Origin of the sequence: Rhabdochromatium marinum, assembly GCF_016583795.1 — a bacterium.
GTDB lineage: Bacteria > Pseudomonadota > Gammaproteobacteria > Chromatiales > Chromatiaceae > Rhabdochromatium > Rhabdochromatium marinum.
Genome location: NZ_NRRS01000001.1, coordinates 72,195 through 88,634, shown reverse-complemented (window position 1 = coordinate 88,634; position 16,440 = coordinate 72,195). Strand labels below are relative to the sequence as shown.

The 16,440-nt window shown below is 58.7% G+C and carries 13 protein-coding genes; 8 read left to right on the top strand and 5 right to left on the bottom strand.

Annotated elements, in window-relative coordinates:
- Positions 1–24: 24 nt before the first annotated feature.
- Complete coding sequence (locus CKO36_RS00410; protein ID WP_420826298.1) at positions 25–864, bottom strand: IS5 family transposase; 840 nt, start codon at positions 862–864, stop codon at positions 25–27.
- Positions 865–1,002: 138 nt separating this feature from the next.
- Between CKO36_RS00410 and CKO36_RS00405 the strand changes: the two genes are divergently transcribed.
- From CKO36_RS00405 to CKO36_RS00380, 6 genes are read left to right on the top strand one after another with little or no spacing between them, the layout of a single operon-like run.
- On the top strand, positions 1,003–1,665 hold the full coding sequence (locus CKO36_RS00405) for a class I SAM-dependent methyltransferase (protein WP_200279032.1): 663 nt from the start codon (positions 1,003–1,005) through the stop codon (positions 1,663–1,665).
- A gap of 49 nt (positions 1,666–1,714) precedes the next feature.
- Positions 1,715–3,688 (top strand): heparinase II/III domain-containing protein, encoded by a 1,974-nt coding sequence (locus CKO36_RS00400; RefSeq protein ID WP_200279024.1) that lies wholly within the window; start codon positions 1,715–1,717, stop codon positions 3,686–3,688.
- 58 nt (positions 3,689–3,746) lie between these two features.
- Positions 3,747–5,063, top strand: coding sequence for a nucleotide sugar dehydrogenase (locus tag CKO36_RS00395; protein WP_200279022.1), 1,317 nt, complete (start codon positions 3,747–3,749; stop codon positions 5,061–5,063).
- A 23-nt stretch (positions 5,064–5,086) separates the two neighbouring features.
- Positions 5,087–6,298, top strand: coding sequence for a glycosyltransferase family 4 protein (locus CKO36_RS00390; RefSeq protein WP_200279020.1), 1,212 nt, complete (start codon positions 5,087–5,089; stop codon positions 6,296–6,298).
- A gap of 37 nt (positions 6,299–6,335) precedes the next feature.
- Positions 6,336–7,904, top strand: coding sequence for a VPLPA-CTERM-specific exosortase XrtD (gene xrtD / locus CKO36_RS00385; protein WP_200279018.1), 1,569 nt, complete (start codon positions 6,336–6,338; stop codon positions 7,902–7,904).
- A gap of 33 nt (positions 7,905–7,937) precedes the next feature.
- Positions 7,938–8,579 carry a CDGSH iron-sulfur domain-containing protein gene (locus tag CKO36_RS00380; RefSeq protein WP_200279016.1) on the top strand — a complete coding sequence of 214 codons (642 nt, stop codon included), beginning with the start codon at positions 7,938–7,940 and terminating at the stop codon, positions 8,577–8,579.
- Positions 8,580–8,714: 135 nt separating this feature from the next.
- Here the strand turns inward: CKO36_RS00380 and apbC are convergent, their stop codons facing one another.
- Positions 8,715–9,806 carry an iron-sulfur cluster carrier protein ApbC gene (apbC, locus tag CKO36_RS00375; RefSeq protein ID WP_200279014.1) on the bottom strand — a complete coding sequence of 364 codons (1,092 nt, stop codon included), beginning with the start codon at positions 9,804–9,806 and terminating at the stop codon, positions 8,715–8,717.
- Between the two features lie 225 nt (positions 9,807–10,031).
- On the opposite strand from apbC, the gene rpsA reads away from it, so the two are divergent.
- A complete protein-coding gene (rpsA, locus tag CKO36_RS00370; RefSeq protein WP_200279012.1) occupies positions 10,032–11,246 on the top strand; it encodes a 30S ribosomal protein S1 in 1,215 nt (404 codons plus the stop codon).
- 48 nt (positions 11,247–11,294) lie between these two features.
- Here rpsA and CKO36_RS00365 read toward each other — a convergent pair whose 3' ends face one another.
- Positions 11,295–12,896, bottom strand: coding sequence for a cation:proton antiporter family protein (locus CKO36_RS00365; protein ID WP_200279010.1), 1,602 nt, complete (start codon positions 12,894–12,896; stop codon positions 11,295–11,297).
- A gap of 244 nt (positions 12,897–13,140) precedes the next feature.
- Here CKO36_RS00365 and CKO36_RS00360 point away from each other — a divergent pair, with 244 nt between their 5' ends.
- Complete coding sequence (locus CKO36_RS00360) at positions 13,141–13,617, top strand: Hsp20 family protein (RefSeq protein WP_200279008.1); 477 nt, start codon at positions 13,141–13,143, stop codon at positions 13,615–13,617.
- Between the two features lie 76 nt (positions 13,618–13,693).
- Here the strand turns inward: CKO36_RS00360 and nadA are convergent, their stop codons facing one another.
- On the bottom strand, positions 13,694–14,791 hold the full coding sequence (gene nadA / locus CKO36_RS00355; RefSeq protein ID WP_242469285.1) for a quinolinate synthase NadA: 1,098 nt from the start codon (positions 14,789–14,791) through the stop codon (positions 13,694–13,696).
- 44 nt (positions 14,792–14,835) lie between these two features.
- Positions 14,836–16,326: a dynamin family protein gene (locus CKO36_RS00350; protein WP_200279006.1), complete on the bottom strand. Its 1,491-nt coding sequence runs from the start codon at positions 16,324–16,326 to the stop codon at positions 14,836–14,838.
- Positions 16,327–16,440: the final 114 nt, after the last annotated feature.

Genomic DNA, 16,440 nt, shown 5'->3' with positions numbered 1-16,440 from the left:
GCTGTCTAAAAACCCGTTTACGACCTACGCCAAGCGCCGAGCAAGCAGATGAATCATCGCGGCCTGAATCATGGCTTCGCTGTTTCGTGTCAGCACTTCATAGTCCTTGGAATGTCGCCGATCGTTGAACAACCAGGAGAACGTGCGTTCAACGACCCAGCGGCGTTTGACCAGATGGAAGCCAGAGGACGGGCGTTGAACCACATCCAGATCGATGGACGGCGAGATCACGCGTGCCAGCCAGGCTTTGAGGGGCACTCCATCGTATCCCCCATCGACCCAAATCTTGCGCAGCCAACGCGTGGCCCCGTCAAAATAGCCACGCAGCAGTTGTTTCAAGCCGGCCCGATCACCGACATTGGCCGCCATCACCACCACCGTGAGCATCAGGCCCAGGGTGTCGACCAAGAGGTGGCGCTTGCGTCCCTTGGTTTGCTTGCCACCGTCGAAACCGACTGCGTTGCCTTGGGTAGCCGATTTGACGCTTTGGCTGTCAATGCTCCCCGTCATCGGTTCGGGTGCGCGCCCTTGACGTTCCCGCTCCAAGCGGTGCAGCGCCTCCATGACCTCAGCCCACACCCCGTCGCGGCTCCAGCGATTGAAATAATCATAGACCGTTTGCCACGGGCCAAACTCGTGCGGCAACAGCCGCCACTGACAGCCCGCCTTGGCTTGGTAGAAGATGCCATTGACGATGAGGCGCAAGTCCGCCGGTGGACGCCCGGGGCCGCCAGGAACTTTGTTGGGGTTGGGCAGCAAGGGCGCAATGATCGCCCACTGGGCATCGGTGACATCAGAAGGATAGCCTTGTCGATTCATCGTCACTCCCCTTTGGCGCACGGCGCCAGAACATTCATGAGTCATTCGCATGAACTGGTAACGCATCGGTCGGTGTTCCAGCGACTTTGACCCTTTATCGAAAGGGGAATTGGGTTTTCAGACAGCTTCTAAGACTAACTGCCTCCCGGTGATTCTTTTGAGGCAGCATTCGAGGTGGGAACGATGAGCATTTCCAATCAGCGAGCATCTGTGTTAACGGGTCTGATCGCGGCTCAAAATACCGTTCAGCACCCACGTATTCTGGTTGTGGGCTGCGGTCGGGGTATAGAAGCCGCCGTGCTGGCCCAGGACCTTGGCGCCGACGTGATCGGTCTCGATCTCGACCCGTGCTTTGACCCCGAGGCCGTGCGATATGCACGACTGGTGACAGGCGATGCGACGGCGCTGGAATTCGACGATGGGGTTTTCAACATCGTCTATTCCTATCACGCGCTTGAGCATATCCCAGACTATCATAAGGCCCTTGAGGAAATGCACCGGGTTTTATTGAAGGGGGGAGTATGGTGCATCGGTACGCCCAACAGGGCACGTCTGGTGGGTTATGTTGGCGGGAATTCGACCTGGCGTGAAAAGTTTGTTTGGAACTGGGCCGACTGGCGCATGCGCCTGACTGGGCGGTTCCGCAACGAGCAGGGGGCGCATGCAGGTTACACATCCAAGGAGCTGAACGAAATCTTGCTGCGGCATTTTTCTAGAGTCGATGAAGTGACGTCAGACTATTACATCCGGCTCTACCAGAGGCGTAAGGCGGTCGTTTCAGTCTTGATCAGCAGCGGTCTGGGACGCTTTCTGTTCCCAAGCGTCTATTTCATGGGCAGGAAATAAACGTGAATAGACGAGCAAAAATTTTAATATCTGTTGTTGGGTGGAGTCGGTGAAGGGACTGCTGTGGAGACTGAACCGCCTGCGTGCCATGAGCGCCCTGGAGATTGTCTATCGTTTTTTCCGCTCCGCCATGGCCCAGTGGGAGCGATACGGCGTTGGAGTTGTGCGGCCGGGAGAGTCAAACGGGCAGTTTGGTCGGTCTTGGCTGACGGAATTGTCGTGCGTTTTTAAAGTTGACGGGTACCACACCGCAGCGGAAAGAGTGTTGGCTGGACGTTGCAATGTTTTTGGGCTTCGGGGCGTCGCACTGGGCTTTCCCCCGAATTGGAACCGTGATCCAAAAACGGGCACTCTGGCACCGCTGGTTTTCGGCAAGACTCTGAATTATCGTGATCCGTCGCTGGTCGGTGACATCAAGTATCTTTGGGAGCCTAATCGTCACCTACAGTTGACTCATCTGGCGCAGGCATGGAGTTTGACCCGGGATCAGCGTTATCTCGACGGGTTGCGCGAGCAACTGTCCTCGTGGCTCGATCAATGCCCCTACCCTAAAGGCCCAAACTGGACCAGCTCGCTTGAGTTGGCGATTCGGCTGATCAACTGGTCGTTTGTCTGGCAGTTGACAGGGGGGGCGGACGGGCCACTGTTGGCTGGACCGGCGGGGCGGGCACTCCGTGACCGCTGGTTGACGTCAATTTATCAGCACGCGCACTTCATTCAGGGACATTACTCGCGGTATTCCTCGGCAAACAATCATCTCATCGGGGAGGCTGCGGGCGTGGCTGTCGCGGCTTCGACCTGGCCCGTCTGGGACGAGATGGGGGCCTGGGGTAAGCGCGCCCGGTCGGTCCTGCGGGAGGAAGCCTTGCGTCAGAACGCACCCGACGGCGTGAATCGCGAGCAGGCGATTAGCTACCTCCAGTTTGTCTGGGATTTTCTCTTCATTGCAGCGAGAGCGTCGGAGGCTGCGGGGAAGCCCTTTGATGCAGCCTTCTGGACGCGACTGGAATCCATGCTCGATTTTCTTGCGGCAATCATGGATGCCGGTGGCCATGTGCCGATGATCGGGGATGCGGACGATGGCTATGTCGTCACCCTCGATCCCTCACCGGAGTTTTGCCCGTATCGCTCCTTGCTGGCCACGGGCGCCATTCTCTTCAAGCGAGCGGATTTCAAGCGCAAGGCGAGACGCTTGGATGACAAGACGCGTTGGCTCTTGGGCGAGGATGCGCAGAGCGCTTTCGATTCAGTGCCGATGATCGAACCTGCCCCGCCTTCACGGTGCGACTTTCCAGAGGGCGGCTACCTGGTGTTGGGGAAGGATTTCGAGACTGATCGGGAGGTTCGCAGCGTCATCGACTGCGGCCCTCTGGGCTATCTCTCCATTGCGGCGCATGGTCATGCGGATGCCTTGGCCTTTACTTTCTCATTGGGCGGACGGGAGTTCCTGGTCGATCCGGGGACCTATGCCTATCATACGAAGCCGGTCTGGCGGAATTACTTCCGGTCCACTGCAGCGCATAACACGGTCCGGGTGGATGGCCTGGATCAGTCGGTGATCGGCGGGAATTTCATGTGGCTGCGCAAGGCCAAGGCCTCCCGTGTGGAGTGGGTTCCCGGCGAGACGCTGGACCGTTTCGTTGGGATGCATGACGGCTATCGGCGGCTGAAGGACCCGGTAACCCATTCTCGGGAATTCCAGTTTGATAAGGTGACCGATCAGTTGATCGTGACGGATCGGCTGGAGTGCCGGGGCGCGCATGAGATCGAGCGCTTTTTCCATTTCGCGGAGGATTGTGTCGTCGAGGAATGCGATGGCGGAGTGATTGCGCAGATGGATGGGCATGCGCTGACGATCAGTGTCTCGGATGGTTCGCTCTGTCTCTATCGGGGTGACGAATCCAAGCCGCTTGGCTGGATCTCCAGACGCTTCGATGTGAAGGTTCCGACCATGAGCGTGGTGTGGCGGACGCAGATTCAGGGTGAGCGTCGTTTGGTGACCTGTCTTAGGTGGGAGTTTTGATCCCGGACCCCGCGTAAAATCGGGTTGTCTTTCTGAAATCGCTCATAGGGAGCAATGCATGCATATCGGCATCTTTGGACTCGGTTATGTTGGTGCCGTTTCGGCCGGCTGTCTGGCCTACGATGGGCATCGTGTGATCGGGGTCGATCCATCGGTGACCAAAGTTAAGTTGATCAATGCGGGTCAGACGCCAGTGATCGAGGCGGAAATCGGGACATTGATCAGCGACTCGGTCGACAAGGGTATGCTCAGCGCGACGACAGATTTCGCCGCAGCCGTCGAACAGACCGACCTCTCGATCATCTGTGTCGGGACGCCGAGCCAACTGAACGGTAGTCTGGATCTCTCGCATGTCCGGACGGTCTGCGAGCAAATTGGCGAGTCACTGGGCAAGAAGGGTGGCTTTCATGTGGTGGTCATTCGCAGCACCATTCTGCCGGGTACCATGCGGCGGATCGTCATCCCAACCCTCGAGGAATATTCCGGCAAGCGCGCTGGTGAAAGCTTTGGGGTCTGCCACAATCCTGAATTTCTGCGCGAAGGCTCCGCTGTGTGGGATTTCCAACATCCGCCGAAGACGGTGATCGGTGAATTGGATGCCCAAAGCGGGGATATCTTGGCCAAACTCTATGCGGGTCTGCCTGCGCCGCTAATTCGGACGGATATTGAAACGGCAGAGATGGTGAAATATACCGACAATGTCTGGCACGCGCTCAAGGTTGGTTTCGCAAACGAGATCGGGAACATCTGTAAAGCACTAGAAATCGATGGCCACCAGCTCATGGACATCTTCTGTCAAGATACCAAGCTCAATCTGTCAGCCTATTACATGAAGCCTGGGTTTGCCTTCGGGGGATCCTGCCTACCGAAAGATGTGCGCGCATTGACTTACAAAGCGAAAGCCATGGATATCCAGGTTCCAATCCTGGATGCGATCATGCCGAGCAATGAGCTCCAGATCAAAAAGGCCATCGATATGGTCGTCGCCAAGGGCAAGAAGAAGATTGGCATCATGGGGTTTTCGTTTAAGGCGGGAACCGACGACTTGCGCGAGAGCCCGGTCGTTGAATTGATCGAGCGCTTATTAGGAAAAGGGTACGACATCAGGGTCTACGACAAGAATGTCAATCTTGCTCGTCTGGTCGGCGCGAATCGCGACTATATTTTGAACCGGATTCCCCATATCGCGAGGCTGATGGTCCGGGAACTCTCGGACATTGTCGATCACGGTGAGGTCTTGATTATTGGCAATGGCTCGGATGAGTTCAAAGGCGTGCTTGATCAACTCAAGCCCGGTCAGGTGGTCGTCGATCTGGTGCGGGTCAGCAGCGACGCCCGCAGCGATGCGACCACCTATGACGGCATCTGCTGGTGACAGCCATGCTCCAGAGGCTGGGTATGCGCAAGGGATCGAGCCCCCGCCAGCGACGTGTATTGGTCATCGTCGAGAACCTGCCTTCACCTTTCGATCGCCGCGTCTGGCAGGAGGCCACCACATTGCATCAAGCGGGCTACAGTGTTTCGATCATCTGCCCGACCGGCAAGGGCTATGAAACAAAATACGAAGTGATCGAAGGCATTCACATCTACCGCCATAATTTACCGCTGGAGGCGGCGGGACCGGTGGGTTATGCCTTCGAGTATGCTGTTGCCTTGTTCTGGGAATTCGTACTTGCCTGCCGGGTTCTTCTGACGCGAAACTTCGATGTCATTCACGCCTGTAATCCGCCGGATAATATCTTCCTTATTGGTGGATTCTTCAAGCTGTTCGGCAAAGGATTTTTGTTCGACCATCACGACATCAATCCGGAGCTGTACCTAGCGAAGTTTGGCCGTAGAGATTTTCTGTACCGCGTGATGCTGGCCTGGGAGCGCTGGACCTTTAGAACGGCAGATGTGTCGATTGCGACGAACGAGTCCTACCGTCGCATTGCCATTGAGCGCGGTCGGATGGACCCGAACAAGGTGTTTGTCGTGCGCAGCGGTCCGAAGCTTGATCGCATGCGGGTACTCCCTCCGGTGCCAGCGCTAAAGAGGGGCCGCACTTATTTGGTTGGCTATGTCGGGGTGATGGGGAAGCAGGAGGGCATTGACCATCTCCTGAAGGCCGTTCATTATATCGTGCACGAAAAGGGGCGTGAAGATATTCAGTTCGGACTCGTCGGTGGCGGCACAGAGCTAGACGAGATGCAGGCTCTCGCAGAACAACTGGCTCTTGGAGACTATGTAACCTTCACCGGTCGCGTCCCCGATCAGGGCATGCTAGAAATGCTGAACACGGCGGATGTCTGCGTCAACCCCGATGTGGCGAACGAGATGAACGACAAGTCAACCATGAATAAAATCATGGAATACATGGCGCTCGCGAAGCCAATCGTTCAATACGATCTAACGGAAGGACGCTGCTCCGCGCAGGATGCCTCGCTATATGCGAGAAAGAACGATATTCGCGATCTGGGTGACAAGATTCTCGACCTCTTGGCGGATGCGTCTCTGAGGCGGCGCATGGGGGATTTCGGACGTCGGAGGGTGGAGACAAAGCTCTCTTGGGAGTTTGAGGCCCCGAAGCTGCTTGCGGCCTATGATGCATTGTTTGAGCGATACAATTAACCAAGGTGCGCTTGCTATGCCGCATTTCCCTAATGGAATGAACGAAAAGCGTTTTTTCGTCACTCTGGCAGTCGCGCTCGGCATTCCATTTCTACTCATCGGAATTCTTTACTGGCCAGGCATCGCCGATCTGCTTAGAGACTGGAACTCCCGCGAAGAATACAGCCACGGCTACTTTATCCCTTTAGTCGGCTTGCTACTGGTCTGGCAAAAATGGCCGACGCTGGCTCAGATGCGCTTTTCTGGCGCCTGGTTTGGCCTCGGGCTCGTTATCGCCGCACTTTTGCTGCTCTTGATCGGCCAGCTCAGCACCATTTTTCTGGTGGTGCATGTCTCGCTGATTCTTTTGCTCACGGGGCTGGTCTGGGCCTTTGCCGGATTCGGGGCGATGCGGATCATCTGGGTGCCGTTGATCTACCTGGTGTTCATGATCCCCTTCCCACCGTTCCTGCATAACCAGCTTTCGCTAAGTCTGCAACTCCTGTCCTCGGAAATCGGCGTCTGGTTCATCCGCTTGTTCGGGATCTCGGTGTTTCTCGAAGGCAATGTCATCGATCTGGGTAGCTATCAGTTGCAGGTGGTGGATGCTTGCAGTGGCTTGCGCTATTTGTTTCCGCTGATGAGTTTCGGGTTTCTGATCGCCTATTTCTTCAAGGCGCCCTGGTGGCAGCGCCTCATCGTCTTTGTCTCCACGGTGCCCATCACGGTGGCGATGAACAGCTTCCGTATCGGGGTGACCGGACTGCTGGTGGAGTATTTTGGTATCGGTGCCGCCGAGGGCTTTTTGCACGATTTCGAGGGCTGGATCATTTTCATGGCCTGTACGGCGCTGTTGTTAGCGGAAGTCTGGCTGTTTGTGCGCTTTAGCCGTCTTTTTCAAGGGGATCGATCCTTTAGCGCCGCTTTGGCGTTGGATTGGCCAGACCCCTTGCCGGCGGATTTCGTGCGGCCTGAGCGTTCGGTGCCCAAGCCTTTCTGGGCCGCTGTGGCGCTGCTGGCGCTGACAGCAATAACCATGCCTTTTTTGCAAGCACGTCCAGTGGAACCGCTGGAGCGTGAGTCGCTGACGGTGTTTCCTGAAGAAGTCGGCCCGTGGGAAGGCACTCCGGAGATTTTGCAGGACAATATTCTCAAGAGCCTGGATCTGACCGATTATTTCATCGGCGATTTCATCGGCGGCGGGGATCGGCGGGTGAATTTTTACGCGGCCTTTTACGATTCCCAGGGCGCGGGGGAATCGGCCCATTCGCCGCGCTCCTGCATTCCCGGTGGCGGCTGGAAAATCGAGGATCTGCAGCGCATTACTCTGGATGGGCTTTTTGTGGCAGGGCAGCCGTTACGGGTGAATCGGCTGAAGATTCAGCGCGGCGATGATAAGCAACTGGTTTATTATTGGTTCCAGCAACGCGGCCGGGTGCTGACCAATGAATATGCGGTCAAGTGGTTCCTGTTCTGGGATGCCCTGATCCGCAATCGCACCGATGGGGCGCTGGTGCGCCTGACCACGGCGATTCAGCCTTGGGAGGATTGGTCCGATGGTGACCGGCGACTGCGCGGGTTCGCCGCCCTGGCGGTGCCTGAGCTGGGGCGCTTTATTCCTGATTGAATATCAGGCGTTCTTCCGTTGGAGATGCAACTCATGACCGATGAATCCATTGTCGATTTCCCTGGTGAGAAGATCGATGTACGCTTTGATAAAAGCCTCTGCATTGGTGTCGCCGAATGCGGCCGCGCCAGCGGCGATTTGTTTAAGAAAGGGCGTTCGCCCTGGTGTGTGCCGGATGAATGCACTGTAGATGAGGTGCGTGACATTGTGGAACGCTGTCCCAGCGGTGCGCTCAGTTATACCGACAAGCAGGGCACGCCGGAACAGGCCTCGGACGTGAATCAAATCGGTGTCGTTGCGGACGGTCCTCTCTATGCCATTGGTGACTTGCACATTGAGGGCGCGCCGGAGGATAAGTCGGGGCTGAAGTATCGCGCGGCTCTATGTCGCTGTGGTCAGTCGCAAAACAAGCCCTATTGCGACAATTCACATCGCGAGGCTGGCTTTCGTGACTATGGCGCGGTGGGTGACCGGGGACCGGGCCTGAAAAATCGGGGCGGACCGCTGGAGATCAAGCCGGTTGAGCACGGGCCGCTGCTGGTGAAAGGCAACTTCGACATTCTTGCCGGCAGTGGGCGTGTTGCTTGGTCCGGAGAAAAAGTCGCCTTGTGTCGCTGCGGAGCTTCCGAAAATAAGCCGTTTTGCGATGGCCGCCACCGCGAGATCGGCTGGTGATCCAGCGCCAGGACTGGCACAGGGGTTGGTGCTGAATGTGTCGGCTATCCACAGGGTTGGGGCTGATTGAATATTGAATGCATGGCGCCATTCAATCAGCCCCGCCAGATTCGTTAGATTCGTTAGATCTCCAGATCAGTTGTTTTCAATCACAATGCGCGGGAACTTTGCGCCGTAGTCCTTCGCCTGCAAGGACAACTTGGCAGCGGTTTTGCGCGCAATCTCGCGGTAGATCTCCGCGATACGCGACTCAGGTTGCGCGACCACCGTCGGTTTGCCGCTGTCAGCCTCCTCGCGAATGTGAATATCCAATGGCAGGGAGCCGAGCAAGCGCACGCCATACTGCTCGGACATGGAAGCGCCGCCACCTTCGCCAAAAATATGCTCTTCATGGCCGCACTGGCTGCAAATGTGGATGCTCATATTCTCCACCACACCCAGAACCGGCACCTCAACTTTCTGGAACATTTTCAGTCCTTTGCGTGCATCCAGCAGGGCGATGTCCTGCGGCGTGGTGACAATGATGGCACCGGAGACTGGCACCTTCTGCGCCAGGGTCAGCTGGGTATCGCCAGTGCCGGGCGGCAGGTCAATTACCAGATAATCCAGATCGCCCCAGTTGGTATCGTTTAACAGTTGCTCCAGTGCCTGGGTCACCATGGGACCGCGCCAAATCATCGGTGTTTCCTCATCAATCAGGAAACCAATCGACATCGCTTGCAGGCCGTGGCTGGTCATGGGCTCCAGGCTGTTGCCGTCCTGCGACTCCGGTTTGCCAGTGATACCGAGCATGCGCGGCTGCGAGGGACCATAGATGTCCGCATCCAGGATACCAACCTTGGCGCCTTCGGCCGCCAGCGCCAGTGCCAGGTTCACCGCCGTGGTTGATTTGCCGACACCGCCCTTGCCGGAAGCAACTGCGATGATATTTTTCACTGTGCCAATCGGCTTGAGCGACTTTTGCACCGAATGGGCCTTGATCTCCCAGTCGATGTCCACTTGGGCGGCGCTGACGCCGGCAACGGCCTCAATGCGCTCGCGCAGCTCGGCAGCCATGGCCTCCTTGGCGCCCTGAGCCGGAAAACCGAGTGTTACCCGCACCTTCACCTGATCCCCTTCGATTTCAATGGCCTTGACCAATTTGGTCGAGACAAGATCCCGCTCCAAATGGGGGTCGGTATAGGCCTTGATGGCGGCTTCGATGGCTTCTTTGGTCAGGTCGGACATGGGTTCACTCCGTTGTCACACAGATAAACTGGCAAATCATTTAATAGGGTTGTGCCACGGAATTGGTAGCAGGAAACGCGAATTCAACCCAGCTGCGGCACTGGGCTAAGCCCTGCGCTGACAAGAAAGACAGGAAAGCCTGGTGTCAGCCCGGTACAATTCGCCCTTTCCCCGGCTGTGACGGTCGTTTTCGGTCACAGCCACCCAGCGACAGGCAACCCGGACATGACCGAAGAGACCAGTTTTGCCGCTCTGCTTGAAGAGAGCGAACCCGCAGGCCAGCGTGCCCCCTCCCAACCCAAGGTGGGCGATCAGGTGCAAGGCGAGATCGTCGCCATCAATGCCGATCAGGTCTTTATTTCCATCGGTGGCAAGATGGAAGCCCTGATGGACATCGCCAATGTCACCGCCGGGGACGGCAGTCTCAGCGTGCAGCTTGGCGACACCTATCAGGCGCGTGTGACCAGTATTGACCCTGACACCGGTGCTCTGCTGCTTGGCCAGCGGCATGGCCGTGCCCTGCATGGGGCCGAGGAACTCGAAGCTGCCTACAACAGTGGCCAGCCGATTGAAGGCCAGATTACCGGCGTGATTAAGGGCGGCGTGGAAGTGCAGATCGCTGGCCATCGCGCCTTCTGCCCGGCTTCGCAAATTGATCTGCGCTTTATCGACGACCTCTCAACCCTGGTCGGTCAGCGCCATGAATTTCGTATCACCAAATACTCCGGCGGCCGGCGGCTCGACTTGGTCGTCTCACGGCGCGCCCTGCTCGAAGAAGCTCAGGCCGCAGCGGCTGAGGAAACCCGCGCCCGGCTGGAGGTGGGCGCGGTGCTGACCGGCACCGTCACCCAGCTCAAGGAGTTCGGCGCCTTTGTCGATCTCGGCGGCGTCGAAGGCATGGTGCATATCAGCGAATTGGCCTTTGGCCATGTGAAGCATCCTGAGGAGATCCTCACCCAGGGCCAGGAAGTCGAAGTCCAAGTGCTGCGCATTGAACAAACCAACAACCCCAAGCGCCCGGAGAAGATCGCATTGTCGATTCGCGCGCTGGCCAAGGATCCCTGGGCTGATGCGGTCAGCCGGTTCCCGGTGGGCACCCGCATCACGGGCACCATCTCCCGGCTGCAATCCTTCGGTGCCTTTGTTGAGCTGAGCGCCGGCCTTGATGGCCTGATTCACATCAGCGAACTGGGTGCCGGCCGCCGCATTGCGCATCCGCAGGAAGTGGTGGAGAACGGCCAGGCCGTGGAGGTGCGCATCCTGTCGGTTGATCCGGAGCGGCGCCGCATCGCCCTGGCGCTGGTGAACGAGGGCGAAGCACTGACTGCGAGCGAAGTCTCGGCTCAGCAGCCCCGCAAGGAGCCGAGCGCCGCCACCGGCAAGGACAGCGGCCTTGGCACTTTCGGCGAACTGCTGCGCGAACAAATGCGTCGCAGCTGACGCGCCCCGCTGCTGCCCCGGCCGTCCTGCCCACCGGCATCAGTTGCCTCAGGTCGCTCCCGAAGCCGGGCGGACTGCTGTTCGCGTGGCGCACACATGCTGCGCAAGTCCGGCACCGGCCTCGGCATACAGATTAAACACCTGCTCAACGCCGGCGGCGCGCAGCGCGGGTTCATCATCGCGAAACTTGGCGATGGCCCCGATGACGCCGGTATAGCCGACCTGGCGCAGGTGCTCGGCCGCAAACTGGTTCTCAGACACGCGCGGCATGGCTAGCAGCACCAGCTTGACATGGCCATCGTCCAGATGCAGGCGCTGCCAGAAATCCGCATCAGTCGCACTGCCCTGCACCACATGGCGCCCACCGGCGGCGTGACGGGCAACGGTATCCGGATCGGCATCAATGCCCACCGGGCGCATATCAGCCGTCTGCACCAGGCGATCATAGGCGCCCGCGCCCACCTGGCCCATACCGATGATCATGGCATTGGCGCGCCCTGGATCAATCTCGCGTTCGACCGGAATGCGCTGCTGGCGCTCCTGGCGGCGCAAGCGCGCGCTGAACAGTTCATAGAGATCGTGCGAACGGGCATTCAGCGTCGAGGCTAGAATCAATGACAGGCTCAGTGTAATGGCGATGATGGCCAGCCAGTCGGCCGACAGCCAGCCGGATTTGGCCGCCACGGCGGCAACGATCAGCCCGAACTCGCTATAGCTGGCCAGTGACAGCCCGCAGAGCAGGGCCGTGCGGGCGCGCAACCGAAAGGCCAGCAGCCATTGCTCGAATAAAAAACCCTTGGCTAGCAGCAGTGCGATCAGCACCAGCACCAGCGGCAGCATATCGGCGCTGGGTGTCGCGCTCAGCCCGATACTTAAAAAGAAGCCCACCAAAAACAGATCCTTGAGTCCCAGCAGCGTCTTGGACAGTTCAGCGGCTTTCGGGTGCGAGGCAATCAACACACCGAGCAGCAGGGCGCCGAGATCGCCCTTGACGTGCACCAGCTCAAACACCTGGGCACCGCCCAGCGCCACAGTGACACCAAACAACAGCAATAACTCCCCGTGTCCAGCACCTTCCAGCAACCACAGCATGACGCGCCGCAACGGCAACAGCGCCAGCAGTGCCAGCGCCCACAGCGAGGGCGTCTTGCCCAGTGATGCGGCCAAAAAGAGCACGGCGGCCAGATCCTGAATCACCAGAATACCAATGGCGATGGTGCCATAGAGCGCCCCCATCTCACCCTTGTCCTCCAGCACCTTGACTGCGAAAACCGTGCTGGAAAAGCTCAGCGCAAAGGCGACCAGCAGGGCGCCAGCGGGGGTGATCTCGCTCACATAGGGCAGTCCCAGCGCACCCAGTCCCAGCAGAATGGGCAGGGTCACGGCAATAAACACCAGCATGTGCGCGCTTGCCACTCCCCACACATGAGGAGCCACCAAGCTGCTCAGGCGCAGTTTCAGTCCGATGCTGAACAGCAACAGGGTGACCCCCAGCGCGGACAAGACATCAATCAGCTCGGTTGCCTCGGCTCCGGTGGCTTGCAGCCCAAAACCGGCCACCAGATAGCCGACTAGGGGCGGCAAACCCAGTTGCCGTGCAATCAGGCCACAAACAAAAGCACTTGCCAGCCAGGCGATGGTTTCCGCCATATCGATCCCCAGGATTGAATTGCACCGCTTGAGCGCCAAGGCTCAAAGCTCCCCCGACGCCCCGGGGTAAGCCTGAAAAAAGTACCAGAAGCGGGGCTGTTCTGTCGCGGGCCTGCGGGCCGGCAAAAAATTTTTTAGCACTCCCCTTGACAGAGTGCCAACACGCGACTAACTTACAACATGCAGTCGCCATACAGGGGCTGCGGCAACAACTGTTACGTATTGCTCATTTGGAGGATATGTCATGACCACACTCGACTTCTCACCACTGTTCCGTTCCATGATTGGCTTCGACCGTCTGGCCTCGTCGCTCGAAAACGCGTATCGCAGCGAGCCGGGTGGTTATCCGCCCTACAATGTGGAGCTGGAAAGTGAGAACAACTACCGCATCAGCCTAGCCGTTGCCGGCTTCAGCGAGGACGAGCTGGGCCTTGAGGTCAAGGAAAATGTGCTGAGCGTCACCGGCCAGCGCCGCGAGGAAACCAAGGATCGGCAATTCCTGTATCGCGGCATTGCCAATCGCAGCTTCGAGCGCAAGTTCCAGCTGGCCGATTATGTGAAGGTGGTTGATGCCCGCTTGGAAAATGGCCTGCTGCATATCGACCTCGAACGCGAGGTGCCCGAGGCCATGAAACCGCGCAAGATCGCGATCCGTCGCGATCAGGGCGAGTCAGAGGCTCCGCGTGGCTTCATTGAGGCCGAGCACGCCAAAGCGGCCTAAAGCGGCTCACTGACCGCATAACAAACCGGGGAGCAATCCCCGGTTTTTTGCGTTTTGGGCCGCTCTCAAGCGGATTTCAAGCCGACGTGGCTGCTGCTGGCGCTGCCCCACCAATGCCCCGCGCGCGGGCAAAATCCAGCATGCGCTGAATGGGGATAACCGCGCGCACGCGGATATCCTCGGGAATATGAATTTCCCGCTCCGGCGACTCGAACACCTGTGCAAGATTGTGCAAGGCATTCATTGCCATCCAGGGGCAATGCGCGCAGCTCTCACAGGTGGCGCCCTCGCCAGCCGTTGGGGCCGGAATCAGCTTTTTGTTTGGTGCCAGTTGCTGCATTTTCCAGAAAATGCCGGCATCGGTGGCAACAATGAACTCCTGCTGCGGCCTGTCCACAACGGCACGGATGAGCTGGGTGGTGGAACCGACCACATCGGCCTGCTCAACCACTTCATCCGGGGATTCCGGATGAACTAGCACTGCCGCCTGCGGGTGCAAACGCCGCACGCGCTCCAGCGCAAAGCCCTTAAACTCCTCATGCACCACGCAGGCGCCATCCCACAACAGCACATCAGCGCCAGTGACACGCTGCACATAGCGCCCAAGATGCCGATCGGGTGCCCAGAGGATCTTCTCGCCTTGCGCATGCAGGTGCTCGACCACCGGCAGGGCAATGCTGGAGGTCACCACCCAATCAGCACGCGCCTTGACGGCTGCGCTGGTATTGGCATAAACCACCACCTGACGCTCTGGATGAGCATCACAGAAAGCGCTGAAGTCCTGCGCTGGGCAGCCCTCGTCGAGTGAGCAGGTGGCGGCCAGATCCGGCATCAGCACGCGCTTTTCCGGATTCAGGATCTTGGCCGTCTCGCCCATGAAGCGCACGCCGCAGACGATCAGGGTTTCCGCCTCGGTTGTGGTGCCAAAACGCGCCATTTCAAGCGAATCGGCCACCAGGCCGCCCGTGTCCTCAGCCAACGCCTGAAGATCGCCATCGGTGTAGTAATGGGCAACCAGCACGGCCTTGTGCCGCGCCAGCTGCGCGCGAATGTGCGCGATCAACTCCGACTTCTCCGGCGGCGTCAACGTCGGCCATGTCGGGTGTTCTGGCACCCGCACCGGCCCCTGTTGAGGTGCGGGGGGGCTGCTTGCCGCCATGCGGGAATCTGTCATCTTGCTTTGCTCCGCGTCATCGCCCATCGCTCATCGCCGGCTCCTTACTCATCCACCGGCGGCTTGAGGACTGTCGCAGGGTCCTTGATGCCCTTGGGATTGGTAAAGCGTTCGTTGAGACTTTGCACATAGGCCTCGCAGTCGTGCAGCACCTTGGCGATGCGGCCCTCACTCCAGTTGTTCCAGCCCACCGGCTTGCCGGTGATCAGTGGGCGCCAGTCGCGGGTGTTGCGCAGAAAGGCGCCGACTGGATCACCGGGCATGCGCGCGGCAAGGGCTTTTTTCTTGATGCCGGGCAGCAGGGTTAACACCGTCAGCTTGCGCACGCCGAAATGGGCCAGGATCAGGAGGATAATCATGCCGATTTCGAGTCCTTCAAGCCCCCAGCTGATGCCGACATCTTCCAGCAACTTGAGCCAGCCCGGCTGGTAGTGCAGCCCGTGCCAGTGACCGGCGCCGATGCTCCAGAACAGAAAAACAAACGCCAGGCCAACCACAATCAGGCCATCAGCCAGCAGGGTGCGGGTGCGCCAACGGGCCACGGCCTGACTCAGCAGCGGAATGGTTTCATCATTCAAGGCTGTAGCGGTTTTGCGCAGGGTGGAGACGATGCGATAGGCACGTTCGATTTCGACCTGATCCATACGCGTGTAGATGTCATCGAGATCGCGGTCGCGTTTCTCCTCAAAGCGCTTGCGTCGCACCGGATCCGTAATGGGCGAACTCGCCTCGCGGCTGTAGATGGTATAGAAACGCCCGGTGGTCAGGCCGACTTCGCCCAGGGCGCGCAGCCAGGCGGCCACCACATCCTCGGGGTTGTCTTCGCGCGCGGCGCTGTCCATTTGGTTGAGGATGTAGAGAAACTTGCTCGAATCGGTGCGCGCCATGGTGTTGGCCACCAGATGCTTGAGGGTATCGCGCATGGCGCCCGGCTCGGGATGACGGGCATCAAAAAACACCAGCACCAGATCGGACAAATCCATCATGTGGTTGGTGAGGCTGAGAATGGCGGTGCGCTGGGCATCGGCATCAAAGCCGGGAGAGTCAATCAGAATCTTGCCGCGCAGACGTTCGCTGCGGCAGGTTTTCAGTTGCAGATAGGCGTCAATGCGCTTGCCCTCGCCACCGGCGACGCGCTCAATCTCGCGCGACATCTGGTAGAAGGGGAAACGTGGGTCGGAGTCGAGCGAGACGCCCGGCAGTGCATGGCTTTGTTCTTCTGGGCTGTAGACCATCACGGTAAAGCGATCATCAACCGCTTGGTTGCCGGTGCGCTGAATATCCTGACCCAGATAGTTGTTGATGAAGGTGGACTTGCCCGCCGAAAAAGTGCCGAGAATCGAAATCAGCGGCCACCAGGGAATTTGACTGGCGAAGGACTTGTTGGTCTCCAGCAGGTTCATCTCGTAGGCGACGCTGTCGAGCCGCCGAAAGCCTTGTACCGCGTTGAGCAGAATGGGATTTTCCTGCTCCAAGTGAGCTTCGAGATCGCTGATGCGCTGTTGTACGCTTTCTGATCCGACCGCCAGAGGCATGGGGGCTTCTCCTTCGGTTCCGTTAAACGATGGGTTGCGAGCCTGGTTGCTTGAATGCCGATACTATACGCTTTACCGCAGTGAAGGTAGTCTGGCGACACCTGCGGCGACGGG